The organism is Streptomyces enissocaesilis, assembly GCF_039533765.1.
GTDB lineage: Bacteria > Actinomycetota > Actinomycetes > Streptomycetales > Streptomycetaceae > Streptomyces > Streptomyces enissocaesilis.
This window is the reverse complement of the sequence record NZ_BAAAUD010000010.1, coordinates 66,299-91,302: the sequence shown is the minus strand read 5'-3', so window position 1 is coordinate 91,302 and position 25,004 is coordinate 66,299. Positions and strand designations below refer to the sequence as shown.

The 25,004-nt window shown below is 71.9% G+C and carries 21 protein-coding genes; 16 read left to right on the top strand and 5 right to left on the bottom strand.

Annotated features, from left to right (window positions below; genetic code table 11):
• Nucleotides 1-50 precede the first annotated feature (50 nt).
• Nucleotides 51-581 (bottom strand): TerD family protein, encoded by a 531-nt coding sequence (locus tag ABD374_RS03710; protein WP_344490507.1) that lies wholly within the window; start codon nt 579-581, stop codon nt 51-53.
• A gap of 149 nt (nt 582-730) precedes the next feature.
• On the opposite strand from ABD374_RS03710, the gene ABD374_RS03705 reads away from it, so the two are divergent.
• From ABD374_RS03705 to ABD374_RS03695, 3 genes are all read left to right on the top strand, one after another.
• Complete coding sequence (locus ABD374_RS03705) at nt 731-1,336, top strand: YdbC family protein (RefSeq protein ID WP_344490505.1); 606 nt, start codon at nt 731-733, stop codon at nt 1,334-1,336.
• A 236-nt stretch (nt 1,337-1,572) separates the two neighbouring features.
• Nucleotides 1,573-2,232: a histidine phosphatase family protein gene (locus tag ABD374_RS03700; protein WP_344490502.1), complete on the top strand. Its 660-nt coding sequence runs from the start codon at nt 1,573-1,575 to the stop codon at nt 2,230-2,232.
• Between the two features lie 12 nt (nt 2,233-2,244).
• Nucleotides 2,245-3,153 carry an ADP-ribosylglycohydrolase family protein gene (locus ABD374_RS03695; RefSeq protein ID WP_344490499.1) on the top strand — a complete coding sequence of 303 codons (909 nt, stop codon included), beginning with the start codon at nt 2,245-2,247 and terminating at the stop codon, nt 3,151-3,153.
• 135 nt (nt 3,154-3,288) lie between these two features.
• Here the strand turns inward: ABD374_RS03695 and ABD374_RS03690 are convergent, their stop codons facing one another.
• Nucleotides 3,289-3,471, bottom strand: a complete 183-nt coding sequence (locus tag ABD374_RS03690; protein WP_344490695.1) for a hypothetical protein — start codon at nt 3,469-3,471, stop codon at nt 3,289-3,291.
• A 712-nt stretch (nt 3,472-4,183) separates the two neighbouring features.
• Here ABD374_RS03690 and ABD374_RS03685 point away from each other — a divergent pair.
• Complete coding sequence (locus ABD374_RS03685; RefSeq protein ID WP_344490496.1) at nt 4,184-4,894, top strand: ribonuclease HII; 711 nt, start codon at nt 4,184-4,186, stop codon at nt 4,892-4,894.
• A 60-nt stretch (nt 4,895-4,954) separates the two neighbouring features.
• Nucleotides 4,955-5,584, top strand: a complete 630-nt coding sequence (locus tag ABD374_RS03680; RefSeq protein ID WP_344490493.1) for a hypothetical protein — start codon at nt 4,955-4,957, stop codon at nt 5,582-5,584.
• A 75-nt stretch (nt 5,585-5,659) separates the two neighbouring features.
• Here ABD374_RS03680 and ABD374_RS03675 read toward each other — a convergent pair whose 3' ends face one another.
• Together ABD374_RS03675 and ABD374_RS03670 are read right to left on the bottom strand one after the other, a co-directional pair.
• On the bottom strand, nt 5,660-6,283 hold the full coding sequence (locus tag ABD374_RS03675; protein ID WP_344490490.1) for a hypothetical protein: 624 nt from the start codon (nt 6,281-6,283) through the stop codon (nt 5,660-5,662).
• A 217-nt stretch (nt 6,284-6,500) separates the two neighbouring features.
• Complete coding sequence (locus tag ABD374_RS03670) at nt 6,501-8,663, bottom strand: RecQ family ATP-dependent DNA helicase (RefSeq protein ID WP_344490487.1); 2,163 nt, start codon at nt 8,661-8,663, stop codon at nt 6,501-6,503.
• Between the two features lie 111 nt (nt 8,664-8,774).
• Here ABD374_RS03670 and ABD374_RS03665 point away from each other — a divergent pair, with 111 nt between their 5' ends.
• From ABD374_RS03665 to ABD374_RS03635, 7 genes are all read left to right on the top strand, one after another.
• A complete protein-coding gene (locus ABD374_RS03665) occupies nt 8,775-10,100 on the top strand; it encodes a DUF4192 domain-containing protein (protein ID WP_344490484.1) in 1,326 nt (441 codons plus the stop codon).
• Nucleotides 10,101-10,208: 108 nt separating this feature from the next.
• On the top strand, nt 10,209-12,215 hold the full coding sequence (locus ABD374_RS03660) for a glycogen debranching N-terminal domain-containing protein (RefSeq protein WP_344490481.1): 2,007 nt from the start codon (nt 10,209-10,211) through the stop codon (nt 12,213-12,215).
• Nucleotides 12,216-12,314: 99 nt separating this feature from the next.
• Nucleotides 12,315-13,079: an NUDIX hydrolase gene (locus tag ABD374_RS03655; protein ID WP_344490478.1), complete on the top strand. Its 765-nt coding sequence runs from the start codon at nt 12,315-12,317 to the stop codon at nt 13,077-13,079.
• A gap of 154 nt (nt 13,080-13,233) precedes the next feature.
• On the top strand, nt 13,234-15,078 hold the full coding sequence (locus ABD374_RS03650) for an ABC transporter ATP-binding protein (RefSeq protein ID WP_344490475.1): 1,845 nt from the start codon (nt 13,234-13,236) through the stop codon (nt 15,076-15,078).
• Between the two features lie 160 nt (nt 15,079-15,238).
• Entirely contained in the window at nt 15,239-16,126 is an 888-nt protein-coding gene (locus tag ABD374_RS03645; RefSeq protein ID WP_344490472.1) for a FadR/GntR family transcriptional regulator, read from the top strand.
• A 350-nt stretch (nt 16,127-16,476) separates the two neighbouring features.
• Nucleotides 16,477-18,048, top strand: coding sequence for an RNA polymerase sigma factor (locus ABD374_RS03640; protein ID WP_344490469.1), 1,572 nt, complete (start codon nt 16,477-16,479; stop codon nt 18,046-18,048).
• A 143-nt stretch (nt 18,049-18,191) separates the two neighbouring features.
• A complete protein-coding gene (locus ABD374_RS03635) occupies nt 18,192-19,022 on the top strand; it encodes a S1 family peptidase (RefSeq protein ID WP_344490466.1) in 831 nt (276 codons plus the stop codon).
• Between the two features lie 106 nt (nt 19,023-19,128).
• On the opposite strand, the gene ABD374_RS03630 is transcribed toward ABD374_RS03635, so the two are convergent.
• Nucleotides 19,129-19,359: a DUF7455 domain-containing protein gene (locus ABD374_RS03630; protein ID WP_344490462.1), complete on the bottom strand. Its 231-nt coding sequence runs from the start codon at nt 19,357-19,359 to the stop codon at nt 19,129-19,131.
• Nucleotides 19,360-19,792: 433 nt separating this feature from the next.
• On the opposite strand from ABD374_RS03630, the gene ABD374_RS03625 reads away from it, so the two are divergent.
• The 4 genes from ABD374_RS03625 to ABD374_RS03610 all read left to right on the top strand — a co-directional run bounded on the left by ABD374_RS03625 (nt 19,793) and on the right by ABD374_RS03610 (nt 24,964).
• The gene (locus ABD374_RS03625) at nt 19,793-21,913 is read left to right on the top strand and encodes a DNA gyrase/topoisomerase IV subunit B (RefSeq protein ID WP_344490459.1); all 2,121 of its coding nucleotides are present in this window, start codon (nt 19,793-19,795) and stop codon (nt 21,911-21,913) included.
• 168 nt (nt 21,914-22,081) lie between these two features.
• Entirely contained in the window at nt 22,082-22,687 is a 606-nt protein-coding gene (locus tag ABD374_RS03620; protein ID WP_344490457.1) for a hypothetical protein, read from the top strand.
• A 199-nt stretch (nt 22,688-22,886) separates the two neighbouring features.
• Nucleotides 22,887-23,330: a DUF485 domain-containing protein gene (locus ABD374_RS03615; protein ID WP_344490677.1), complete on the top strand. Its 444-nt coding sequence runs from the start codon at nt 22,887-22,889 to the stop codon at nt 23,328-23,330.
• Between the two features lie 41 nt (nt 23,331-23,371).
• Nucleotides 23,372-24,964, top strand: a complete 1,593-nt coding sequence (locus tag ABD374_RS03610; protein ID WP_344490453.1) for a solute symporter family protein — start codon at nt 23,372-23,374, stop codon at nt 24,962-24,964.
• Nucleotides 24,965-25,004 lie beyond the last annotated feature (40 nt).

Genomic DNA, 25,004 nt, shown 5'->3' with positions numbered 1-25,004 from the left:
ACGGCGAACCCCGAGGGCAAACCGCTCTTGGGCAAGGTGCGCTCGGGCTCTCAGGTGAGAGTGCTGCCCATGGCCCCGGCGAAGGAATTCGGGTCGGCGTCGAAGCCCCGGACGACGGGGCGGAAGTCCCAGCCCCCCGAAGCGCCTCTCGTGAACTCGGCGACGGTGGCCGCGGTGGAGGCGGACACGTCGGCGAAGTCGCTCTCCGCGAGCACGGTGTACCCCTCGCGGATACGGAAGCCCGTATTGCTTATGCCGCCGAACGTCTTCCTTCCTCCGCCCTGCTGGATGGCCATACCGACCACCACCCGGGTGTAGACAGGTGCCAGCCGGTCGAGTTCGAGAGTCATGACCTCGTCGAAGCCGAATCCCTGTCCGTTCCGGCTTTCCCTGTTCAGGGTGATGGTGCCGTCCGGCGAGCGGCTGTCGAAGTGCACGACGTACGCGGGGCTGCCGTACGGGTCGTCGGCGGTGTACGTCGCGGCGATGATGTCCAGGTCATGGGGCGGCTCTCCCATGGGACTGGGGTCCCACCTGAGCGTCACTTCGACCTTGCCGACCCCTTTGTTGAGACTGCCCACCCGTTTTCCCTCCCTCGGAACCCGGCCGGCTGTCACCGGCGCGGGCCGTGCGAATGTGCACCTGGGACAAGGCTAGCCCCGGGTACCGACAACTCGGGGTGCGCTCAGCACTGTTCACCCGTGAAAGACGATGGCCGTACGATGGCGCGGTGCTGGTCAAGTGGATTCGCTGCACAGTGATCGACCGTCGGGGTTTCGAGCGGGGGCAGCGGAAGTGGGCGGGGCTGCTGGGGGAACCGGGGTTCCGGGGGCAGGGCGGCGGCTGGAGCCGTGAGCGGCCGGGGGTGGTGCACGTCTTTTCCTTCTGGGAGAGCCGCGCGTTCTACGACTCGTTCATGGCGCGCTCCCACGACCGGCTCGCGGCTGCCCAGTCGGGTACGTACAAGAATCCCCAAGTCGGACTCTTCGACTACCGGTTCGACATCAAGACGGGCTTCGAACCGCGGTTCACCGACGCCGACGTGGTGCGGGTCGCGCACTGCAAGGTGCATGAGGGCCGGGTCGAGCACTTCTCGCTGATGCAGGAGAAGATCTGGAATCCGGCGATGGCCGGGTCGCCGGGGATGCTGCGGGGGGTGTTCGGCGAGGCGCCGGGCAATGAGTTCCTGGTGCTGTCGATGTGGCAGTCCGCCGCCGAGCACGGCAAGTACCGCGCCGAGCGGGTGGAACGCCTGTCGCTGCGTGCGCAGACCGATGCCGACGTGGCCGAACTGGCGGGGGCGGTCGTGCAGCTGGAGCCGTCCTGGACGGTGTGACCGGGCCGTACGCGCGTTTCTCCGTGTGCGCGGTCCTGCACGCACCGGGCCGGGCGGCGGGGCAGGCGGGTTCCCGGCCCCCGCGCGGTGGCCCGGTGCGCCGGCGGCCCTCTGCCCGGACCGGCCGACCGGCAGGCAGGCCGCTGCGCCGGTGTCCGACCGGCCGGATACGCTGGACGGAGGCGGGGCAGCTGCCCGGCCGGGCCGCATTCGATCACAGGTTCTAGGGTTTCGGCATGGCACGACCGCGGCGCATCGTTCTCGTCCGGCACGGGGAGTCGGAGGGCAATGCCGACGACTCGGTGTACGAACGCGAGCCCGACCACGCGCTCCGACTCACCGGAGCCGGTCTGCGCCAGGCCCGGCAGACCGGGGCACGGCTGCGCGAGGTCTTCGGCGAGGAGCGGATCAGCGCCTACGTCTCGCCGTACCGCCGCACCCACGAGACCTTCGCCGCCTTCGGGCTGGACCCGGCCCGGGTACGGGTGCGGGAGGAGCCGAGGCTGCGCGAGCAGGACTGGGGGAACTGGCAGGACCGGGACGACGTACGGCTTCAGAAGGCGTACCGGGACGCGTACGGGCACTTCTTCTACCGCTTCGCCCAGGGCGAGTCGGGAGCCGATGTGTACGACCGGGTCGGGGCCTTCCTGGAGAGCCTGTACCGGAGCTTCGAGGCGCCGGACCACCCGCCGAACGTGCTGCTGGTCACGCACGGTCTGACCATGCGGCTGTTCTGCATGCGCTGGTTCCACTGGACGGTGGCGGATTTCGAGTCGCTGTGCAATCCGCGCAACGGCGAAACGCGGTCCCTGCTGCTGGGGAAGGACGGCCGATACACCCTTGACCAGCCGTTCGAACGCTGGCGGGCTCCCGAACCGTACGGCCGCACCGGATAGAGTGGCAGGGCGATGACCGCTGACTCCTCCACCGTCCGGCGCTTCGAACGCGCCCTGGCCAGCCTGCGTGGGCTGTCCCTGGGAGACGCCCTGGGCTCCCAGTTCTTCGTACCCGTGAACTACCCGCTGCTCAAGAGGCGCGAGCTGCCGCCCGCACCCTGGCAGTGGACCGACGACACCGAGATGGCCTGCTCGGTACTGGCGGTGCTCGCCGCACACGGCCGCATCGACCAGGACGCGCTCGCCCGTTCCTTCGCCGAGCACCACGACTTCGACCGCGGCTACGGCCCCGCCGTCAACCGGATGCTCCGGCTCATCAGGGAGGGCGGTGACTGGCGTGAGCTCGCCGCAGCGCTCTTCAACGGCCAGGGCTCCTGGGGCAACGGCGCGGCCATGCGCATCGCGCCGCTCGGCGCCTGGTACGCGGACGACCCCGAGCAGGCCACGCACCAGGCCGAGATCTCGTCGTACGTCACGCATCAGCACCGTGAGGCCGTGGTCGGCGCCATGGCCGTGGCGGCCGCCACGGCGCTCGCCGCCGATCCCGCGGGGACGCCGACACCGGCCGGACTGCTCGACGGCGTGATCGCGCTCGTGCCGCGCAGCGCCGTGGGCGCCGGGCTCCGCCGGGCCCGCGACATGCTGGACTACGGCGATGCCGGGACCGTGGCCGCGGTGCTCGGCTGCGGACGGCGTACGAGTGCGCACGACACCGTGCCGTTCGCCCTCTGGTCGGCCGCCCGGGCGCTCGGTGACTTCGAGCAGGGCTTCTGGGTCACCGCGCAGGTGGGCGGCGACGTCGACACGACCTGCGCCATCTTCGGCGGAGTCGTCGCCGCGGGGGAGGCCGGAGCCCCGCCGGCCGGGTGGCTGGAGCGGACCGAAGAGCTGCCCGAATGGATTCCGCCCCGCGTGGTCTGATGCCGGCCGCCTGCCGGATGCGGTGGTTCCGTGACGGTCACGGTCCTGCCACAGCCGGGCTCCGGCGGCGCCGGGGCGGTGGGCCGGGGCTGCCCGACGGGCCACGCCGCCCTGTTGATCTTGGCGGGTGTGCGCCTACGAGGCACCGGGCTCCGGTCGCGGCCCCCTTGCCGTGCCCCACCCGGCGGGAGGGGGCCCGGGACCTTCGTGGAACGTCGTGGTGATGAGCGCGAGCGCGGTGGGCGGGTCGATGGCGCCGTCCGCGCCCTGGAGCGCGCGTGCCGTGAGCGTCTGCCACGGCTGCTGAGAGGTGGTCATTGCGCTTTCTTCACAGACGAGTTGGTGAACGGCCCTTCCTCGGAGCCGTACTGGAGCAGTTGAGTGCGGCCGGTTGGAAGGCGTTCACCGAGGAGGGTGACGCGGCCGGTGCGCAGACCGGCAAACCCGTGGTCTGTCCTCCCCGGCCCTCCGAGGAGGACCGCGTCGCGGACGGCCCGCGGGCCGGACTGCCGGACCGGACGAGGCGCCGGGCCGGGGCGGCATCCGCGAAGACCTTTGCCGACGCTGCCGCCGCTGCCGGCGGAGGCGCGGAGCGATGTATTCCGAGCCCGGCTTCGCGCTGCCCCCGACGATTCGCGGATGCGACAGTGAGGTGGCGGAGCGATTTCGCGGAGTGATCCCGCGCCACGGTGATCCTGCGCCAAGCGGTCGAGCCCTCGAACCGGTTCTTTCTTGAGGTCGTACGCTGCGGAGTCGGGTGGGGCGATGCCCGCCCCGACGCGGTCGGCGGCCCGGTCTTCGGTGTGGTCCCCGGCTTGTCGGCGTACCGCTCGAAGGTGTGCGGGAGCGAATGGCCGGACGGGGAGAGCACCGAGACGAGCGACCGGGTCACGGTGTCGCTCCTGCGTCCGGTGACCGGCTGGGCGGCCCTCGTTCCGCCCCTTGCCCCGGCCCGTTTCCGTCCTTCGCCGGCCGCGGGTTCCGCCCGGGGTGTCCCGGCGGGCTCCGGCGGCGTAATCTGTCTTGCGCCATGCCGTACGAACCACCCACCCACGCCGTCGAGCGCTCACTGCGCGCCACCACCGGTGCCAAGATCATCGCTGGTGTCGACGAAGTCGGGCGCGGAGCATGGGCCGGACCCGTCACCGTGTGCGCGGCCGTCACCGGTCTGCGCCGCCCGCCCGACGGGCTCACCGACTCCAAATTGATCAGCCCGAAGCGCCGTGCCGAGCTTGCCGCGATCCTCGAAGGGTGGGTCACGTCGCACGCCCTCGGCCACTCCTCCCCCGAGGAGATCGACGCACTCGGGATGACCGCCGCGCTGCGGCTCGCCGCCGTACGCGCCCTGGAGGCGCTGCCGGTGCGGCCGGACGCGGTGATCCTGGACGGGAAGCACGACTATCTCGGGCTGCCCTGGAAGGTCCGTACGGTCGTCAAGGGCGACCAGTCCTGCATCGCGGTCGCGGCCGCCTCGGTGATCGCCAAGGTGCGGCGCGACGCGATGATGGCCGAACTGGAGGCGGAGTCCGGGGAGTTCGCCGACTTCGCCTTCTCGGCCAACGCGGGCTATCCCTCGCCCGTGCACAAGGCGGCGCTGGCGGAGCGGGGGCCCACCCCGTACCACCGGCTTTCCTGGTCCTATCTCGACGCGCTGCCCCGGTGGCAGCACCTCAAGAAGACCCGGATCCCGGCGGAGGCCGCCGCTCCGGAAAACGGGGGCCAACTCGGCTTCGATTTCTGACCGCACGCATGTGCCTACCCGCTGCTGCGTTTCGCGGCGGCATTTGATAGACATCCACTCATGCCTCTCTCCCCCGAGGAGCCTCAGATTCACGAGAGCGCCCAGGGTCCCCGCGTCACTCCGGCCACCGGCCGTCCCGCGTCGACCCCCCGTCCCGTACCCGGTCCGCGTACCGCGGCCACGCCGCGTCCCGGACGTCCCGTGCCCGGCCCGGCCCGGCCCGCGCCTCCGGCGCAGCGGTCGCACACACCCGCTGGCCGGTCCCCGTCCCCGCGGCAGGAGAATCGTTCCGTGCCGCAGATCCAGCTGATCCCCGCTCCGGCGGACGGCGCGCTCGACGCCGCCGACGAGGCGGTCGACGTGCTGCTCGACTCCGGCCGCGCGCCGGGCGACGTCCTGGTGCTCACCACCGGTGAGCAGCACCCTTGGGCCGCTCACGAGCTGTCCTTCGGCGAAGCCGCCTACTGGGCACAGCACGATGCCCGTGACGACGTCTTCTACGCGGACGCCGCCGCCGCGGAGCGGGCTGCCGCCAGGCCCGTCGTCATCGTCGCGGTCAACGGCGAAGGCGGCCCAAGCGACGACGTGCTGACTCGCGCGCTGCCGTCCGCCAAGGCGCGTGCGAGCGTGCTGCTGATCGTGTGCGGAGACCCGCAGCGGGTCAACGCGCTGCTCGGCGCGGGCGTCTGAGACGTACGCCTGCGCAGGCCATGTGCGGTCCGCGGGGCGGGTGAGAGGCGTGCAGGCCGGCGCCGGCGGACCGCTTCAGCGGGCCACCGCCCGCCGCAGCGCTTCCGCCGCCCCGCCGCCCGTGCGCGGTGGGGACGGCTCGGCCTCGGCCTCGGCTTCCGCCAGGCCGACCGGGTGTGATCCGGCGCTCGGGCGACGGCCGCCACGGCCCTCGCCGAGCACCTGCCAGCCGCTGTGCGTCAGCGTGATGTACGCGCCGCAGCGCAGCCCGTGCAACGTGCAGGCGTCCCGCAGACCCCACATCCACGCCCCGTCCTCCTCGGTCCAGCGCTCGTCGCCGTCGCGGCAGTAGAGCAGCACGGCGGTCCGCACGGGCGTGCGGCGGCGCAGGTCGTGCGGGATGACGCGGCGCAGGTGGGCGAGCAGGACGTTGCGGAACTCCCAGCCGTCGGCGGGAACGGAGCGCCGGGCGAACGAGGCGCTGGCGGTGAGCCGTTCCTCGGTGTCGAGGACGGCGACCACTGCCGTGGCCGGCGTGGGACGATGCCGCGCGTGCAGTCCGCTGACGACTTCACGCGGATTGCGCAGCAGCGGTATACCGGCGGCCGCCCACTCGGACGGTTCGAGTGTCCGGCCCAGACGGCTGACGGTGTCGGCGGAGTTCAACGAGGCGGCGGACGGAGCGAATCCGAAGGTCACGGTCCTCCCTTCGCATACGCGCCCAGATGTGGGCAGGGTCGGTTGGGGCGCACCGCGGCACAGCCCTTCCGGTCCACAGGCGGGCCGTGCGGGGGAGCGGTCCAATTCTCGCTGCCCCGTGGGGCATGCGGCAACGAGCAATTGACGCGGCCGACTGAAATCTGCGGATATGACATGGATATCCCTGCCCAGGCCGGCCGCGGGCAATGCCTCACGCTCACGTCTGGACGGCGAGGACCAGTGGAAACACCCCCTCCGCTCCGGCCCGGCGCAGCAGCCTGGCCGCCACCGCGAGCGTCCAGCCCGTGTCCTGGCGGTCGTCGACGAGCAGCACCGGGCCACCGGCCGCGGCCAGCGCGGCGGCCAGTTCGGGCGACACCGTCAAGGCCCGGTGAAGGCCCTTCACCCGCTGGGCGCTGTTGGTGTGCGACATCTGCTCGTCCGCTGCCTCGGAGGTGTACTCGACGGTCCCGAGCAGCGGCATTCTGCCCACCTCCGCGATCCGGCCGGCGAGCGACTGGATGAGCGCGGGCCTGCTGTGCGAGGCGACCGTGACCACTCCGACCGGGCGCGCGGCGGCGTCGGCCTCACCGGAAGCCCAGCCTCCGGGGCCCTTCGCCCAGTCGGCCAGCACACTGACCACCGCGTTCGCCACATCGTCCGGCACCGGGCCGTCGGGCGCCTGCGCCGCGAGGAGCGGACGGAGCCTGTTGCCCCAGCCGATGTCCGAGAGCCGCCCCAGCGCCCGTCCCGGGAAGGCCAGTTCACCTTGCGGGATACGCCCCTTGAGATCCACGCCGACCGCGGCGAGACCGGTCGGCCACATCTTGCGCGGCTCCACCTCCACACCGGGCCTGCCGAGTTCACCGCGTGCCGTGTCCAGGGCCCCCGTGGACACCGCGTCGCCGAACCGGGCCCCCGCGCAGTTGTCGCACCGGCCGCACGGCGCGGCCTCCTCGTCGTCCAGCTGGCGCCGCAGGAACTCCATCCGGCAGCCGGCCGTCGTCGCGTAGTCGCGCATGGCGTGCTGCTCGGCGGCGCGCTGGCGGGCGACCCAGGCGTAGCGCTCGGCCTCGTACACCCACGGCTGCCCCGTGGCGGTCCAGCCGCCCTTGACCCTGCGCACCGCGCCGTCCACGTCGAGGACCTTGAGCATCGCCTCCAGGCGGGTACGCCGCAGGTCGACGATCGGCTCCAGCGCGGGCAGCGAGAGCGGGCGCCCCGCCGTGGCCAGTGCGTCGAGCGTGCGGCGTACCTGCTCCTCCGGCGGGAAGGCGACGGAGGCGAAGTACTGCCAGATCGCCTCGTCCTCGCGGCCCGGCAGGAGCAGCACTTCGGCATGGGCCACACCACGGCCCGCGCGCCCCACCTGCTGGTAGTACGCGATGGGGGAGGAGGGCGAGCCCAGGTGCACGACGAAACCGAGATCCGGCTTGTCGAAGCCCATGCCCAGCGCAGAGGTGGCGACCAGAGCCTTGACCCGATTGGCGAGCAGGTCCTCCTCAGCCTGCATCCGCTCCGCGTTCTCGGTCCTGCCGGTGTACGACGCGACGGTGTGGCCGCATTGGCGCAAGTACGCCGTGACCTCCTCGGCGGCGGCGACCGTCAGGGTGTAGACGATCCCGGATCCGGGCAGTTCGCCGAGGTGATCGGCCAGCCAGGCCAGGCGGTGCGCGGCGTCCGGGAGCCGCAGCACACCCAGGCTGAGACTCTCCCGGTCCAGCGGGCCGCGCAGCACCAGGGCGTCTGTGTCCGCGCCCGTCCCCAGCTGCTCCGCGACATCGGCGGTCACGCGGGCATTCGCCGTGGCCGTGGTGGCGAGCACGGGGACCCCCGGCGGAAGCTCGGCGAGCATGGTGCGCAGCCGCCGGTAGTCGGGCCGGAAGTCGTGACCCCAGTCCGAGATGCAGTGGGCCTCGTCCACCACCAGCAGGCCGGTGGTGGCGGACAACTTGGGCAGCACCTCGTCGCGGAAATCGGGGTTGTTCAGCCGCTCGGGGCTGACCAGCAGTACATCCACCTCGCCGGCCGCGACCTCGGCCTGGACCGTGTCCCACTCCTCCGTGTTGGACGAATTGATCGTCCGCGCGCGGATGCCGGCCCGCGCCGCCGCCTCCACCTGGTTTCGCATGAGCGCGAGGAGCGGCGAAACGATCACCGTGGGCCCGGCGCCGCGCTCGCGTAGCAGGGAGGTGGCGACGAAGTACACGGCGGACTTGCCCCAGCCGGTGCGCTGCACGACCAGGGCCCGGCGCTTGTCGGCGACGAGCGCCTCGATGGCCCGCCACTGGTCCTCGCGCAGCCTGGCGGCGCCGGTGGTGTCTCCGACGAGGCGGGCGAGTACGGAATCGGCCGAGGACCTGAGGTCTGCGTTGGTCATGCCCCCATGCAACCCGATGCCTCGGACATTGTGCGAATGAGGCCTCCATCCTGTGGATAAAGTTATCCACAGGGTTGGCGGCGCGAGCGGTTCCTGCGGGAACGTCGAGCCATGAGCAACCACCACGAACCCACAGGCCCCTCCGCCGGTGACCAGATCACCCTGCGAGGCCCCGCCGAACTTGCCGACGCCCTCCCGTACCTCATGGGCTTCCACCCGACCGACAGCGTGGTGATGGTCGCGCTGCACGGCCGCAGGGGCCGGTTCGGCGGACGGCTCAGGCTCGGCATCCCGCGCTCGCCGAGGGAATGGCCGTTCGTCTCCGACCAGCTCGCCGACTGCCTGGTGACAGGCAGCGAGCGCCGGGGAGGCCGCCCCGAGGGCATCGTCGTCTTCCTCTGCCAGGACCCGGCCGAGGGCGAGTCGGGCAGGCAGGTGATGGAGCGGCTGCGCCCCTTCGCGCAACGGCTGCGCACCGCGTGCGGGGCGCTCGACGTCCCCGTGTCCGAAGCGCTGTGCATCTCGGACGGGAGGTACTGGTCCTACTGCTGCCCCGACGAGCGCTGCTGCCCGCCCGAGGGGAACGTACTGGCGCTGCCGGGCACTTCGGTGATGGCCGCGGCCGCCGCCTACGCCGGAATCCAGGTGCGCGGCTCCCTGCGGGAGATGGAGGCCAGGGTCGCGCCCCCGCAGCTCCCGGCCGGCCGGGAGCAGGAGCAGGTGCGGGCGCTGGACGCGGCGGGGCTCGCGCTGGTCCCCCGGATCCTCGGCGGTGCCGAGCGTGAGCGGGTCACGGCGGAGACGCTCGCCCTGGCGCGTCGGCTCATGAAGCGCCTGGGCGAGAACGGGCCGGCCACGGCAGGCTGGCCCGACGCGGACGCCGCCGACGACGCCCTCATCGCCCATGACGAGGCTGCGGCCGTCATCCTCGGGCTCCAGGACCGGGAGACCAGGGACCGGGCCGCGGAGTGGATGGAGGGGGTGGACGCCGAACCCGCACTGCGGCTCTGGCGGGCGCTCGCCCGCCGGTGCGCCGGAGCGTACGACACCCATGCCGCGGCCCCGCTCACCCTCGCCGGATGGGTCGCCTGGTCGACCGGGGACGAGCCGGGGGCGAGGGTGGCCCTCGACCGCGCCCTGCGGGCCGACCCCGAATACACCTTCGCCCGGCTCCTGCACCAGGCGTGCAACGAGGGCATCGACCCGGAAGGCCTGCGGCGCTGTCTGCGCGAGGAGCGCCGGGAGCGGGCGGAGGGCAAACGGCTCCGCTCACGTGTCGTACGCACACGTGCCACCACGCGTTCCGTGCGGCCGCAGTCCGCCGCCCGGCAGAGCGCCCCGCCCGCCAAGGCGCGGCCCGCGGCCGCCGACGCGCGAGGCCGTACGCGCCGACGGGACAGCCGGCGGGACAACAGGCAGGGAAGGAGCGGGCGATGACGGCCGTGACCACGGCGGCGATACGGACGTTCACACGTATGGCGGTACCGCGAACGCCCCGCGCCGTCCCGATCCGCGCGGCTGTCACGAGCGCAGAGGAGGCACCGTATGACCCTCACCGCCCAGTACCCCGCCGCCGGGGGAAGACCTCTTGCGGGAGGCGTCCGGCCCTCCGGTGAGCTGCCCTCGGTCCATGCCCTGCTGGTCTGCGCGGACCTGCCCGGGCTCGCGCTCTCCGCGGAACACGGGCAGCTCACCGGCCACGGCCTGGAGGGCTTCTACCGGTCGGGGCGACGCCTGCTCTCCCGCTGTCACTTGCGGGTCGCGGGACGGGAGCCGGTCGCCGTGCAGGGCCGGCTGGTCTCCGCGTTCCGCGCCCGGTTCGTGGGGGTGGTGCGCCTCCCGGCCGGCCCAGGACCGGACCCGGAGATCTCCGTGGAGCGGCTGCGGCACGCCGGGGGCACGGAGCGGATCGTCCTGCGCAGTTCGGCGGGGCGCGTCGTGCGGCTCCGCGTGGAGATCGGGCTCGGTACCGACCTCGCGGATCTGGGTGCCGTCGCCGCGGGCCGCTCCGGGCCCGAGCTGCCCGCCAGCGTCCACGCCTCGGGCATGCGCTGGTCGGCCGCGGGAGCCCAGGCCGTGGTCACCGCCGACCCGCCTCCCGAGGACGCGGTCGCCTCCGCCGGTCTATTGCGCTGGGAGATCGAGCTGCTGCCCGGCGCCTCGCACACCATCGAGCTGCGGATCCGTGCGGAGCGTGGTGCCCGGCCGCTCGCGAAGACCGGAACGGGCCCGTTCTCCGAGGCGGCGGCGGAGGGGGACGACCCGCGGGTGCGGGAGTTGTTGCGGACCAGCCTCGACGATCTGCGGGCCCTGCTGATGCGTGATCCGCGCAATCCTGCGGACGTGTACCTGGCGGCGGGGGTGCCCTGGCGCTGCGGACTCGCGCCCGCCGAGGCGCTGTGGGCGGCGCGGATGACGCTGCCGCTCGGCACCCGGCTTGCGGCCACGACGCTGCGCACCCTCGCCCGTACCCAGCTGCCGGGCCCGGGGCCCGACCAGGGCCGGCTCCCGGGCCCGCTCAGGGACGCCGGCCCGCACCTCCCGCCGAGCTGCACGGGGGTGGAGGCGACGCTGGCCTTCCCCGTGGTGCTCGCGGAGGCGAGACGGTGGGGGCTGGCGGAACAGGATCTGGAGGAGCTGCTGCCCGTCGCCGAACGCTGTCTGCTCTGGCTGCGCAGAGCCGCGGACGACGACGGCTGTCTGGACGAACGGGGCACCGGAGGACCCCGGCGCAGTGAGACCCAGGCCCATGCCCACCGTGCGGCGGTGCTCGGCGCCGACCTGCTGGCCGAGTGCGGTCGCCCGGGAGCCGAAGGATGGCGCGAGTGGGCGGGCAGATTGCGCCGTACGTTCCAGGAGGACTTCTGGATCGACGACCGTGCGGGAGGCAGACCGGCGGCGGCCCGTACGGCGGGGGGACGGGTCGTCCCGCACCTCGGCGGTTCCGCCGCGCACCTCCTGGACACCGGCCTGCTCGGGGCCGGGCGACAGGCGCCCGGCCTGCTGGACAGGGTGCAGACCGAGCAGGTGGCGAGGCTGCTGGGCGGCCCCGCGATGGACTCGGGCTGGGGGCTGCGCAGCCTCGGCGCCAAGGAGAACGGTCACAACCCCTTCGGCCACCGCGGCGGCGCGGTGCGCGTCCACGAAACGGCCGTCGCCGTCGCGGGACTCGCGGCGGCCGGGTACGAGAGGGAAGCGGCGGCCCTGCTGCGCGGCGTCCTCGACGCCGCGGGAGCTTTCGGCAACCGGCTGCCCGAGATGTACGCGGGCGAGCAGCGCACCGCGGACAGCTTTCCCGTGCCGCACCCGGCCGCGTGCCGCCCCGCGGCGGTGGCGGCAGCGGCCGGTGTCCACCTGCTCACCACGCTCGCGGGCATCCGCCCGGACGCCCCCGCCGGCACGGTGGCGCTGTGCCCGGTGCGCAGTGCGCCGCTCGGGGCCGTGCAGTTGTCCGGACTGCGCGTGGCGGGGGAGCCCTTCGCCGTACGGATCAGCAGGCTGGGCCTCGGCATGGTCGAGGAAGCCACCGGAACCCTCCAGCTGGGAGGCTGAACCGTGGATGCCGCAGGGCGGCGCGAAGAAGGCGGCGCGGACCGTGGCTTCACCGGCCGGAGGACTGTTTATCGTCAGGCAGACGACTATGATCACGGCATGTCGCCCTACGACCCATCGGCCTTTCCTCCCTTCGCCGTCACCGTGGATCTGGTCGTGCTCACCGTGCGCCGTCACGCCCTCTGCGCACTGGTCGTACGCCGGGGCGAGCAGCCCTATCAGGGTCGGTGGGCACTGCCCGGCGGCTTTGTCCGGCCGGAGGAGGACCTCGGGGCGGCGGCGGCGCGCGAGCTCGCCGAGGAGACCGGACTGTGCGCGCACGACCCCGGCACCCCCTCGCCCGGCAACGGGGCGCACCTGGAGCAGCTCGCCACGTACGGGGAGCCCGGACGGGACCCCCGGATGCGGGTGGTGAGCGTGGCTCATCTGGTGCTCGCACCGGATCTCCCCGCTCCGCGGGCGGGCGGCGACGCGCACAGCGTGCGCTGGGCACCGGTGGAGGCCCTGCTCGGCCAGGAGGACGACCACAGCCGTGAGGACGAGCCTCCGGCCCCGCTCGCCTTCGACCATGCGCAGATCCTCGCGGACGGTGTGGAGCGCGCCCGCTCCAAAATCGAATACTCGTCGCTCGCCACCGCCTTCTGCCCCCCGGAGTTCACAGTCGGCGAGCTGCGACGGGTGTACGAAGCCGTCTGGGGAGTCGCGCTCGATCCCCGGAATTTCCACCGCAAGGTCACCGGCACCCCCGGTTTCCTCGTCCCCTCGGGCGGGACCACGACCCGGCAGGGCGGCCGGCCCGCGCAGCTGTTCCGGGCCGGCGGGGCGACATTGCTCAATCCGCCGATGCTGCGCCCCGAGGTCTGACGCCTGAGGTCCGACACCCGTACCCGGGCAGGGGTACGGAACCCGTGGTCTGACACCCGCAGTCGCTTCGCTGCGCCAGAAGTCGGATATATCGCGTTATCTTGCTGCGGTACCGCCCTGCCGCCGAGCGGTCTCCCCTTCCGCGAGAGAAGCGATGCTCCAGGCCATCGGACTCACCAGCGCCCCCCGCCGAAAACTCCCGCCCGTCGTGGACGACCTGACCTTCGAGGCGCGGCCGGGGCAGGTCACGGCCCTCCTCGGTGCCGCCGGGTCCGGCAAGACCACGGTGCTCAGGCTGATGCTTGGCCTGGAACCCGGCCGTGGTGTCACGTACTTCCGCGGGCACCCCCTCCACCGGATCACCCACCCCGCCCGCGAGGTCGGGGCGCTCCTCGGCGACGTACCGGGCCATCCCGCCCGTACCGCCCGCGGTCAGCTCCGCATGCTCTGCGCCGCGGCCGGCGTGCCCGCCGGCCGTGCGAACGACATGCTCGATCTCGTCGGTCTGGCCGACCTCGGCGACCAGCGTCTCAGCACGCTCTCCCGAGGCATGGACCGCCGGCTCGGGCTCGCCTCCGCCCTGCTGGGAGACCCGCACGCCCTCCTCCTCGACGAGCCGGCCGACGGCCTGTCCCCGCGCGAGAACAGCTGGGTGTACGGAGTGCTGCGCGGTCACGCGGCCCGAGGCGGCACCGTGCTCTACACCACGCGCGACGCCAAGGAGGCCGCCCGTACCGCCGACCGGGTCGTCACCATCGACGACGGCCGCCTCGTCGCGGAGCAGGAGGCGGCCGAGTTCGCCAGGACCAGACTCCGTCCCCGTGTCGCCGTCAGGACCCCGCACGCCGCCCGCCTCGCTGCCCTTGTCACCCGCGAAGCCCGAGCAGCCCGGCGTTCCGTCGAGGTCGTCACCGAAGGGGGCAGCCATCTCTCCGTCTACGGCAGCGACTGCGCGCAGATCGGCGAGACCGCCTTCCGGCACGGCATCCCGGTCCACCGGCTCGCCGACGAGATCGGCGACACCGGACCTGCCCCCGCCCCGGAGCGGCCGGCCGCGCCCCTTTCCCCGTCCGCTTCCGGGCGTGGCGAAAACGAGGCGGAGGGCCCCGCCACGTCGCCGAGCCCCACCAGGCCGCCGAACCCCGCCACGCCGGCAGGACCCACCACGGTGCCGGGACCGCCCTCGACACCGGGACCGCCCTTGCCGCCGCTGCCTCTGCGCCCGGCACGCAGCCCGCTCCACCCCCTGCGCTACGAACTGCACCGCCTCCTCGGTACGAGGACCGCCCTCCTGACCGCGACCGCCGTCCTCGTCGCGTCCATGGCGATCTCCGTGCTGCTCGCGCGTCGGGGCAGCGCCACCCTGCCCGCCCTCCTCGCCGCCTGGCCGGACATCCTTCCCCTGCCGCCCGCAGCGTTCGGCGCCGGGCTGCTCGGCGCGATCGCCTTCGGCGAGGAGTTCCGCTACCCCGCCCTCGCCGCCGCCCGCGGCACGGTCCCCCGCCGCGTCGGGCTGCTTCTGGCCAAGCTGATCGTCTCCGCCGCCACCGCGCTGCTCCTGGGGGCGCTCGTCGTGGTGGCCGACGCCGAGGCCCTGCGGCTGGTGTACGGCGAAGACTTGCTGCGCGTACCGGAGAAATGGGGGTCCATGGCGGCGAGTTGGTCCGGCCTGACCGTCGGCTGTGCCTGGGCCGGGCTGCTGGGCGCCGGTGTCTTCCGTGCGACGGCCCCCGGAGTGGCCGCGGTGCTCGCCGTGCCGGTCCTCGTGGCGCCGGTCGCCCAGGAGATGGTCCTGACCCCGTCCGTGCGTTCGGTGGCCGGACTCCCGGGCAGGCTGCGCGAGGTGGCGTGGCTGCAGTGGCCGCACGAGATCGACCGGTGGCTGGTGGCCGCGGTGAGGGTCGCGGCCCAACCCGTCGGCACCGCGCTGGCGTTGTCGTTGTGTGCCCTTCTCTGCGCGTATCTGTTCGTCGGCTTTCGCCGTAGCGTCCATCGATGATCGACTTGGGCGGTGAAGGCCGCCAACGACGCGCAACTCCCCTGAGAACGCCCGGGTATTTCCGATAAGTCGTCAATTACAGGGTGGGCGACGATCACCCTTTCGTGTGCTTTTCACCAAAGACCTCAAGGGGCGCGGAAATCACGCCGACAAAAGATCCGTGAGTACCCTTGCGCACACCATGATGACCGCCGCCCGCTCCGCCGATTCAGGCCTCGCCGGGCCGGGTGAACTCGACCGCTACCCCTACACGGAGGCGCCGGGCACCGACCGCGTCGGCATGCCCTCCTGGGACGGGGGAGACCCGGACCTGGGCCGGGTGGGCCGCCGCTCGGCGGGCAGCCGGGGCCGCGGGCTCCACGGCCAACTCGTCCAGCAGCTCGGCCAGATGATCGTCTCCGGCGACCTGGGCGCCGACCGCCCGCTCGTCCCCGAGGAGATCGGCCAGCGCTTCGAGGTCTCCCGTACCGTCGTACGCGAATCCCTGCGCGTACTTGAGGCGAAAGGCCTGGTCAGCGCCCGCCCCAACGTCGGCACCCGGGTCCGCCCCGTCAGCGACTGGAACCTGCTGGACCCCGACATCATCGAGTGGCGGGCCTTCGGTCCGCAGCGCGACGACCAACGCCGCGAACTCGGCGAACTGCGGTGGATGATCGAGCCGCTCGCGGCCCGCCTCGCAGTCGGCCACGGGCGCGACGACCTCCAGCAGCGCCTCGGTGACATGGTCGAGATCATGGGCCACGCCCTTACTCAGGGCGACTCTCTGACGTTCTCCCGGGCCGACGCCGAATTCCACTCGCTCATCATCCAGCTGGCGGGCAACCGCATGCTCGAACACCTTTCCGGCATCGTTTCCGCCGCCCTTCAGGTGTCCGGCGGGTCCCTCATCGGCTGTGACCGTCCGACCGAGGCCGCTCTCGTCCACCACTCCCGCATCGTGGACGCGCTCGCCGCGGGCGACGCCATGGCGGCCGAGACCGCCATGCGCCAACTGCTCACCATCCACCCGGAAGTGGAGCGTGTGGTGCCGGCGCCGCGCGAGCACTGATCACGGACCACGGCCGGGGTGTGTGCCTTGCGGCCCGACTGCGCTGACGAACTTCGTGTCGCCGGATCCGATGGGTCCGGCGACACGCTTGTGAGCCGGTGTCCCCTCCGTTCCTCCCCGCCCCGTACGGCGTGTGACTCGAGCCACGCAGATTGGGCGTAACACTCCTCGGAACTGTGCGATGACCTAAGAGGTGACAGCCGAAGAGGGAATACAGCCGCTGAACCTGGCGCTGTAACCAGTCCGAGGTTCAACCTGCGCCGTCGGTACATCCCCAGCCGATGTCGTCGGTCGTGGCCCGTACTCAGGGCGAGGCCGGAAGCCGTTCCCATCGTTCCGAGAGGTTGTTCGTGTCGGCCAGCACATCCCGTACGCTCCCGTCGGAGATCGCCGAGTCCGAGTCTGTGATGGCGCTTATCGAGCGGGGAAAGGCTGATGGGCAGATCGCGGGCGATGACGTGCGCCAGGCATTCTTGGCCGACCAGATTCCCTCGGCCCAGTGGAAGAACGTTCTGCGCAGCCTCAACCAGATCCTCGAGGAAGAGGGTGTGACGCTGATGGTCACTGCCGCGGAGCCGCCCAAGCGCCCCCGCAAGAGCGTCGCGGCGAAGAGCCCGCTCAAGCGCACCGCCACCAAGTCCGTCGCGGACAGGGCGACCCCCGCGAAGACGGTCGCCGCCACCGCCGCTCCGGCGTCCGAGACCGTGGACGCGGTGGCCGACGAGGTCGTCGCGCCCGAGGACGTCGCCACGCCAGGGCCGGAGAAGAAGGCCCCCGCCAAGAAGGCCGCGGCCAAGAAGACCGCTGCGAAGAAGACCGCGGCCAAGAAGACGGCCACCAAGAAGGCCTCCGCCAAGAAGGACGCCGACGGGGCCGCCGACGGCGAGGACTCCACCGAGGAGACCCCGGTCAAGGCGGGCGCCGACGAAGAAGAAGAGGGCGGGGAGAAGGGCTTCGTTCTCTCCGACGAGGACGAGGACGACGCGCCCGCGCAGCAGGTCGCTGTCGCCGGCGCCACCGCCGACCCCGTCAAGGACTACCTCAAGCAGATCGGCAAGGTCCCCCTCCTCAACGCCGAGCAGGAGGTGGAGCTCGCCAAGCGCATCGAGGCGGGCCTGTTCGCCGAGGACAAGCTGGCCAACAGCGACAAGCTCGCGCCGAAGCTCAAGCGCGAGCTGGAGATCATCGCCGAGGACGGCCGCCGCGCCAAGAACCACCTGCTGGAGGCCAACCTCCGCCTCGTGGTCTCGCTGGCCAAGCGCTACACCGGCCGCGGCATGCTCTTCCTGGACCTCATCCAGGAGGGCAACCTGGGTCTGATCCGCGCGGTGGAGAAGTTCGACTACACCAAGGGCTACAAGTTCTCGACGTACGCCACCTGGTGGATCCGGCAGGCGATCACCCGCGCGATGGCCGACCAGGCCCGCACCATCCGTATCCCGGTGCACATGGTCGAGGTCATCAACAAGCTCGCGCGCGTGCAGCGCCAGATGCTCCAGGACCTGGGCCGCGAGCCCACCCCGGAGGAGCTGGCCAAGGAACTCGACATGACCCCCGAGAAGGTCATCGAGGTCCAGAAGTACGGCCGCGAGCCCATCTCGCTGCACACACCGCTCGGCGAGGACGGCGACAGCGAGTTCGGTGACCTCATCGAGGACTCCGAGGCGGTCGTACCGGCCGACGCGGTCTCCTTCACACTCCTGCAGGAGCAGCTGCACTCGGTCCTGGACACCCTCTCGGAGCGCGAGGCGGGCGTCGTGTCCATGCGCTTCGGCCTCACCGACGGCCAGCCCAAGACCCTGGACGAGATCGGCAAGGTCTACGGCGTGACGCGTGAGCGCATCCGCCAGATCGAGTCGAAGACGATGTCGAAGCTGCGCCACCCGTCGCGCTCGCAGGTCCTGCGCGACTACCTCGACTAGGCCGTCCCCGGTCGTTCACCGCCCGGACCGAGGGCCCGGAGCCTCGTACACGAGACTCCGGGCCCTCGCGCTTCCACGGGTGCGTCGCGCCGCCGCCCGGTCGACGCTGGGGATGTCATTGCAGCGCCGAACCAGGAGGCCGAATGCGTCGCTCTTCTACCGGATCTCTGACAGGGGCGGTGGCCCTGGCGGCCGCGGCCGTCATAACGCCCCAGGCCTCGGGCGGTACCGCCGCCGCCGACGCCGTGGTGATCGGGGGCCGGCCGGTACAGGTCTCCGAGACGCCCTGGGTGGTGGCACTGGCCAGCCGTGACCGGTTCGGGGGTACGCGGGCGGGGCAATTCTGCGGGGGAGTGCTGGTGGCGCCGGACAAGGTGATGACGGCGGCGCACTGCGTGAGCAAGGACGTCCTCGGTGTACCGATCGGCCAGGTGCGCGACCTGAAGGTCATCACCGGCCGCAGCGAGCTGGCGGGTACGGGGGGCCAGGAGGCGACGGTGAGTGAGGTGCGGATCGATCCGGAGTACGACGCCGGGACGAACGCGGGGGACTTCGCGATGCTCACGCTGTCCACCTCGCTGCCCGCGCATCACGCCGTCAAGGCCGCGGGGCCGGGAGACGCGGCGTACACGCCGGGCACGAGCGCGGTCGTCTACGGCTGGGGGGACACGACCGGCACCGGGACCTACGCGTCCGAGCTGCATGCCGCGCCGGTGGAGGTGCTGCCCGACAGCACCTGCGAGATCGCCTACCCGAAAAGCATCTACGGGACGTACAGCGCGGACACGATGCTGTGCGCCGGGGACCCGGAGGGGGGCCACGACGCGTGCCAGGGGGACAGCGGCGGGCCGCTGGTGGCCGACGGCCGGCTGATCGGGCTCGTCTCCTGGGGAGGCGGCTGCGGTCAGGCCCAGAGCCCCGGGGTGTACGCCCGCCTCTCGGCGGCCCCCGGAACATGGGCCGTCAGAGGCTGATTACGCTTACAGCGTACGAGAACGGGCGGCCTTCTCCGGGTTTCCGGGGAAGACCGCCCGTCGACCGGTCTGTGACCGGCCCTTGGCTCGTCGTAATGGCGAGGTATCAGCGTTCCTCGTCTTCCGGGGACGGCGGCACGGGGGTCAGCCGGTCTGTCTCGTCCTGTATTTCCGCGGCGATCTTCTTGAGTTCCGGCTCGAACTTGCGACCGTGGTGGGCGCAGAAGAGCAGTTCGCCGCCGCTGGCCAGGACAACGCGCAGATAGGCCTGGGCGCCGCATCGGTCGCATCGGTCAGCGGCCGTCAGGGGGGTCGCGGGGGTCAGAACAGTAGTCACGTCGCCTCTTCTCTAGCTCGACGAGCTGTCGTACCAGGGTCAACATCCAACCAGGCCGAAAACGTTCCCGCTCGTGGCTTTTCCTTGAAAATTCTTCCGAAGGTGGCTGTCTGCTGCCGGTTAGCGGCGAAGGAGCCGTATTGCGTCGCTCTACGGTTTCGCGTCGGTTATTGGTGGTCTGCCCTCCCGGCTGGCTTGCCGGTTGTTCATGAGGACGTGCCCGGAGCCTAAATGGTTCATGCCTCGAAGGGAACGTGATGTCCACGTCACCCCTTCGAGGGATCGAACGTGCATACGACTCTGGACTAGCATGAGTTTTCCTGAGGGTGGCGTTACATCGGCTCTACCAGGCCTCGGTACCCTCTGACCGGCGACCCACGCCGGGCCCGTACCCCATCGGGACACATTTGAAATTCAGCGAGGAGCGAACCGCGTGACCGCCGAGACGTCCGTGCCGTCCACTGCGCTTCTGACCGGTGCAGACCGTGACGGCTCCAACTACACCGCGCGGCACCTGCTCGTACTCGAGGGGCTCGAGGCTGTCCGCAAGCGCCCTGGCATGTACATCGGTTCCACCGACAGCCGCGGCCTCATGCACTGCCTCTGGGAGATCATCGACAACTCCGTCGACGAAGCCCTCGGCGGTTACTGCGACCACATCGAGGTCATCCTCCACGAGGACGGCTCGGTGGAGGTCCAGGACAACGGCCGCGGCATCCCGGTCGACGTCGAGCCCAAGACGGGCCTGTCCGGCGTCGAGGTCGTGATGACCAAGCTGCACGCCGGCGGCAAGTTCGGCGGCGGCTCGTACGCGGCCTCCGGCGGTCTGCACGGCGTCGGTGCCTCCGTCGTCAACGCCCTCTCCGCCCGCCTGGACGTCGAGGTCGACCGCAGCAGCTCGACGCACGCCATCAGCTTCCGGCGGGGCGTCCCCGGCGCGTTCACCGGGCCGGGCCCCGCGTCCCCCTTCGACCCGGCCAACGGGCTGCGCAAGGTCAAGCGGATCCCCAAGACGCGCACCGGCACGCGCGTGCGCTACTGGGCCGACCAGCAGATCTTCCTCAAGGACGCCAAGCTCGGCCTGGAGACGCTGTACCAGCGCGCCCGCCAGACGGCCTTCCTCGTGCCCGGCCTGACCATCGTCGTACGCGACGAGCGCGCCCTGGAGGGCGAGGGCAAGACCGAGGAGATCTTCCGCTTCGACGGCGGCATCAGCGAGTTCTGCGAGTACCTCGCGCAGGACAAGGCCATCTGCGACGTTCTGCGGCTGTCCGGGCAGGGCACCTTCAAGGAGACCGTGCCGGTCCTCGACGACCGCGGGCACATGACGGCCACCGAGGTCACCCGCGAGCTCGGTGTGGACATCGCGCTGCGCTGGGGCACGGGGTACGACACCACCGTCAGGTCCTTCGTCAACATCATCGCCACCCCCAAGGGCGGCACCCACATCTCCGGCTTCGAGCGGTCCCTCACCAAGACCGTCAACGAGGCGCTGCGCTCGGCCAAGCTGCTGCGCGTCGCCGAGGACGACGTCGTCAAGGACGACGTCATGGAGGGCCTCACCGCGGTCGTCACGGTGCGGCTGGCGGAGCCGCAGTTCGAGGGCCAGACGAAGGAGATCCTCGGTACGTCGGCGGCCGCGCGGATCGTCGGCAATGTCGTCGCCAAGGAACTCAAGACGTTCCTGACCTCCACCAAGCGGGATGCCAAGCAGCAGGCGCGCTCGGTCATGGAGAAGGCCGTCGCCGCCGCGCGGACGCGCATCGCGGCCCGCCAGCACAAGGAGGCACAGCGCCGCAAGACCGCGCTGGAGACCTCCTCGCTGCCGGCCAAGCTCGCCGACTGCCGCAGCGACGACGTGGAGCGCAGCGAGCTCTTCATCGTCGAGGGGGACTCCGCGCTCGGTACGGCCAAGCTCGCCCGGAACTCCGAGTTCCAGGCGCTGCTGCCCATCCGGGGCAAGATCCTCAACGTCCAGAAGTCGTCCGTCTCGGACATGCTCAAGAACGCCGAGTGCGGCGCCATCATCCAGGTCATAGGAGCGGGCTCCGGGCGGACCTTCGACCTGGACGCCGCGCGCTACGGCAAGATCGTGCTGCTCGTGGACGCCGATGTCGACGGCGCGCACATCCGCTGCCTGCTGCTGACGCTCTTCCAGCGCTACATGCGGCCGATGGTGGAGGCGGGACGGGTCTTCGCCGCCGTGCCGCCGCTGCACCGGATCGAGCTCGTCCAGCCGAAGAAGGGCCAGGACAAGTATGTCTACACGTACTCGGACAGCGAGCTGCGGCAGAAGCTGCTGGAGTTCCAGCGCAAGAACGTGCGCTTCAAGGACTCCATCCAGCGCTACAAGGGTCTGGGCGAGATGGACGCCGACCAACTGGCGGAGACCACGATGGACCCGCGCCACCGCACGCTGCGCCGGATCAACATCGGTGACCTGGAATCCTCCGAGCAGGTCTTCGACCTGCTGATGGGCAACGAGGTCGCGCCCCGCAAGGAGTTCATCACCAGCTCGGCGGCGACCCTGGACCGCTCGCGCATCGACGCCTGAGCCGACGCCGGACGGAGTCCACCCGTGGGTGGAGCGCACCGCTCCACCCACGCTCCGATCCCCTGCGGGCCTGTGGTCCGTAGGGGTCCTCCCAGGACATCGCAGGCGATCGGCTGCTGGACCGCGTGGCCGTCCCCGAAGGCCCTGTCACGGCTCGGGGTGCCACCCGTGCGTACGGTCGTCGACGTCCTGGTCCGGGCCGCGGTGGCCACCTGGGTCCTCTGGACGGCGTACGGCGCGGGGCTCTTCCGGGGCGTCGCGGCCGTCGCCCCGGCTGCCGGACCGGCCCGGTGCGCGGCTGCCGCCCGTGCGTACGACCGGCTCACCGCGCGCAACCGGCTGCGGTCGGCCGTCGGAACACTCGCCGTGGTGGCCCTCGTCGGGGCGGGCCCGTACGCCGCCGGGGCGCGGACACCCGCGTCCATCCTCTGGATCGTCTGCGCCGTACAGGCCATGGAACGGCTGCCCCTGGCCGCCGCGCTGCCCGTGGCCGTCCCGGGTACCCGCGGCGCCGCCCACCACGACCGGGCCCTGGAGTCCGTCCTGCTCGGCCGGGGGATCGTGCTCGTCGGCCACTCCCCGCGCCTCGACACGCGGGCCCGCGGCGCCGGCTTCCGGCTGCTCGCACAGAAGCGGACGGCCCGGGCGGCGCAGGCCCGGTCCGCGGCCCTGGCCGAGCGGGCCCGTACCGCCCGGGAGGTCCACGACGTCCTGGCACACGGCCTCTCCGCGGCCCACATCGACCACCTCCTCGCCGAGGCGGGGGGCGAGTGACCTGCGCAGGCGGTGCGGTACGCCTACCGGCACGGACTCGCACAGCCGCCCGGAACATCCGTCACCTGAAGGGGTGAAGTTGAAGGGATTGAAGAGTCCTGGATCTTCCCACTCTGTCCATCCTTGGCACGCGGACGATCCGTGCGCGGACAAGGAGAACTGTTCGGTGGAGAAGCACGAAGGGCGCGAGACCGCAGCGGTGCGGTTCGACGATCCCTGGTACGACGCGCTCGCCTCCGGGTGGGGCGAGCTGGACGGTACGGGCGCCCCCGCGCCGGCCGCGCCGCCCGCGCCCGGCGGCCCGCGGTCCGGCCACAGCGCGGCCGAGATCTACCTGGAGGTGCAGCGCAGCGCCGCCTTCCAGGAAGTGCGCAGCCGCTACCGGCGGTTCGTCGTTCCCGCGTCCCTCGCGTTCCTCGCCTGGTACCTCGTCTACGTCGTCGCGGCGACCACCGCACACGACCTGATGGCCCGCCCCGTCGTGGGCGCGGTGAACGTCGCGATGGTCGCCGGGCTCGGACAGTTCCTCAGCACCTTCCTGCTGACCTGGGCGTACGCGCGTCACGCGCGGCTGCGCAGGGACCGCGCGGCGCTCGACCTCCGCTGGGACACCCAGGAAATGACGCGGGGGGCCGAGCGATGACGGGCCCAGCGATGGCAGGCCCGGCCATGGCAGGCCCGGCCATGACCACGCAGCACCAGACGCTCGCGCTGCTGCTGTTCTGCGCGTTCATCGCGGTCACGCTGGCGATCACGACCTGGGTGAGCCGCAACCGGCACGGTTCCGCCGAGGAGTTCTACGCGGGAGGCCGGCTGTTCTCCCCCATGGAGAATGGTTTCGCCATCGCGGGCGACTACATGTCCGCCGCGTCCTTCCTCGGAATCTCGGGGCTGATCGCCCTCTACGGCTACGACGGCATGCTCTACTCCGTGGGCTTCCTCGTCGCGTGGCTCGTCGTCCTGCTGCTCGTCGCCGAGCTCGTCCGCAACTGCGGCCGGTTCACCCTCGCCGACGTCATCGCCGCGCGGATGAGCGAGCGCCCCGTCCGTATCGCGGCGGGAACCTCCTCGGTCACCGTGTCCGTTCTCTATCTGGTGGCGCAGATGGTGGGGGCGGGCAGCCTGGTCGCGCTGCTGCTGGGCGGGGGCAGCGAGGCCGCGCGTTCCTGGACGGTCGTCGGCGTGGGTGCGCTGATGGTGATCTATGTGTCGCTGGGAGGGATGCGGGCCACCACCTGGATCCAGATCGTCAAGGCAGTGCTGCTGATGGCGGGTACGGTCGCGCTCACCGTGCTCGTCCTGGTGCGCTTCCACGGCGACTTCAACCAGCTGCTGCTCTCCGCCGCGGAGCGCAGCGGCCACGGCACGGACTTCCTGGCACCCGGTCTGCGGTACGGCGGCGACTGGACCGCCCGCTTCGACTTCATCAGCCTCGGCCTCGCGCTCGTCCTCGGTACGGCCGGGCTGCCGCACATCCTGTCCCGCTTCTACACCGTGCCGACCGCGCGCGCCGCCCGCCGCTCGGTCGTCTGGTCCGTCGGCCTCATCGGCAGCTTCTACCTGATGACGATCGTGCTCGGCTTCGGCGCGGCGGCGGTGGTCGGATCCGACGAGGTCCGGGCGTCGAACGCCGCCGGGAACACGGCGGTTCCCCTGCTGGCGCTCGACCTGGGCGGCGGCGCCGGCTCCACCGGAGGAACGGTTCTCTTCGCCGTCGTCGCGGCCGTCGCCTTCGCCACCATCCTCGCGGTCGTGGCCGGCATCACGCTGGCGTCCTCCGCCTCCGTCGCCCATGATCTGTACGCCTCGCTCAGGCGCCGCCACGCCAGGCAGCACAGCGAGGTCGCGGTGGCCCGTGTTGCGGCGGCCGGTGTCGGGGCCGTGGCCATCGGCCTGGGCCTGCTCGCCCGCGATCTGAACGTCGCCTTCCTCGTCGGCCTGGCCTTCGCGGTCGCCGCGTCCGCCAATCTGCCGGTGCTGCTCTACTCGTTGTTCTGGCGGAAGTTCACCACCCGCGGCGCGGTCTGGTCGGTGTACGGCGGCCTGGCCCCGGCCGTACTGCTCGTGCTGTTCTCGCCGGTCGTCTCCGGCAGTCCCGAAGCGCTCTTCCCGGGCGTCGACTTCCAGCTCTTCCCGTTGCAGAACCCGGGTCTGGTCTCGATCCCGCTGGGCTTCCTGGCGGGCTGGGCCGGTACGGCGCTGTCGCCCGGACCACCGGACGCGGCCAGGCACGCGGAGGCAGAGGTGCGCTCACTGACGGGCGCGGGCGCCGCCTGACCGGGCGGCGTCGGGAGGGGTGGCGGGGAGGGGGCGGGGA

Bases quoted from the DNA above. Each gene is read 5' to 3' on its own strand.
- ABD374_RS03700 (WP_344490502.1), top strand. From the start codon at position 1,573: ATGGCACGACCGCGGCGCATCGTTCTCGTCCGGCACGGGGAGTCGGAG.
- ABD374_RS03695 (WP_344490499.1), top strand. From the start codon at position 2,245: ATGACCGCTGACTCCTCCACCGTCCGGCGCTTCGAACGCGCCCTGGCC.
- ABD374_RS03690 (WP_344490695.1), bottom strand. From the start codon at position 3,471: ATGACCACCTCTCAGCAGCCGTGGCAGACGCTCACGGCACGCGCGCTC.
- ABD374_RS03685 (WP_344490496.1), top strand. From the start codon at position 4,184: ATGCCGTACGAACCACCCACCCACGCCGTCGAGCGCTCACTGCGCGCC.
- ABD374_RS03680 (WP_344490493.1), top strand. From the start codon at position 4,955: ATGCCTCTCTCCCCCGAGGAGCCTCAGATTCACGAGAGCGCCCAGGGT.
- ABD374_RS03670 (WP_344490487.1), bottom strand. From the start codon at position 8,663: ATGACCAACGCAGACCTCAGGTCCTCGGCCGATTCCGTACTCGCCCGC.
- ABD374_RS03665 (WP_344490484.1), top strand. From the start codon at position 8,775: ATGAGCAACCACCACGAACCCACAGGCCCCTCCGCCGGTGACCAGATC.
- ABD374_RS03660 (WP_344490481.1), top strand. From the start codon at position 10,209: ATGACCCTCACCGCCCAGTACCCCGCCGCCGGGGGAAGACCTCTTGCG.
- ABD374_RS03655 (WP_344490478.1), top strand. From the start codon at position 12,315: ATGTCGCCCTACGACCCATCGGCCTTTCCTCCCTTCGCCGTCACCGTG.
- ABD374_RS03650 (WP_344490475.1), top strand. From the start codon at position 13,234: ATGCTCCAGGCCATCGGACTCACCAGCGCCCCCCGCCGAAAACTCCCG.
- ABD374_RS03635 (WP_344490466.1), top strand. From the start codon at position 18,192: ATGCGTCGCTCTTCTACCGGATCTCTGACAGGGGCGGTGGCCCTGGCG.
- ABD374_RS03610 (WP_344490453.1), top strand. From the start codon at position 23,372: ATGACCACGCAGCACCAGACGCTCGCGCTGCTGCTGTTCTGCGCGTTC.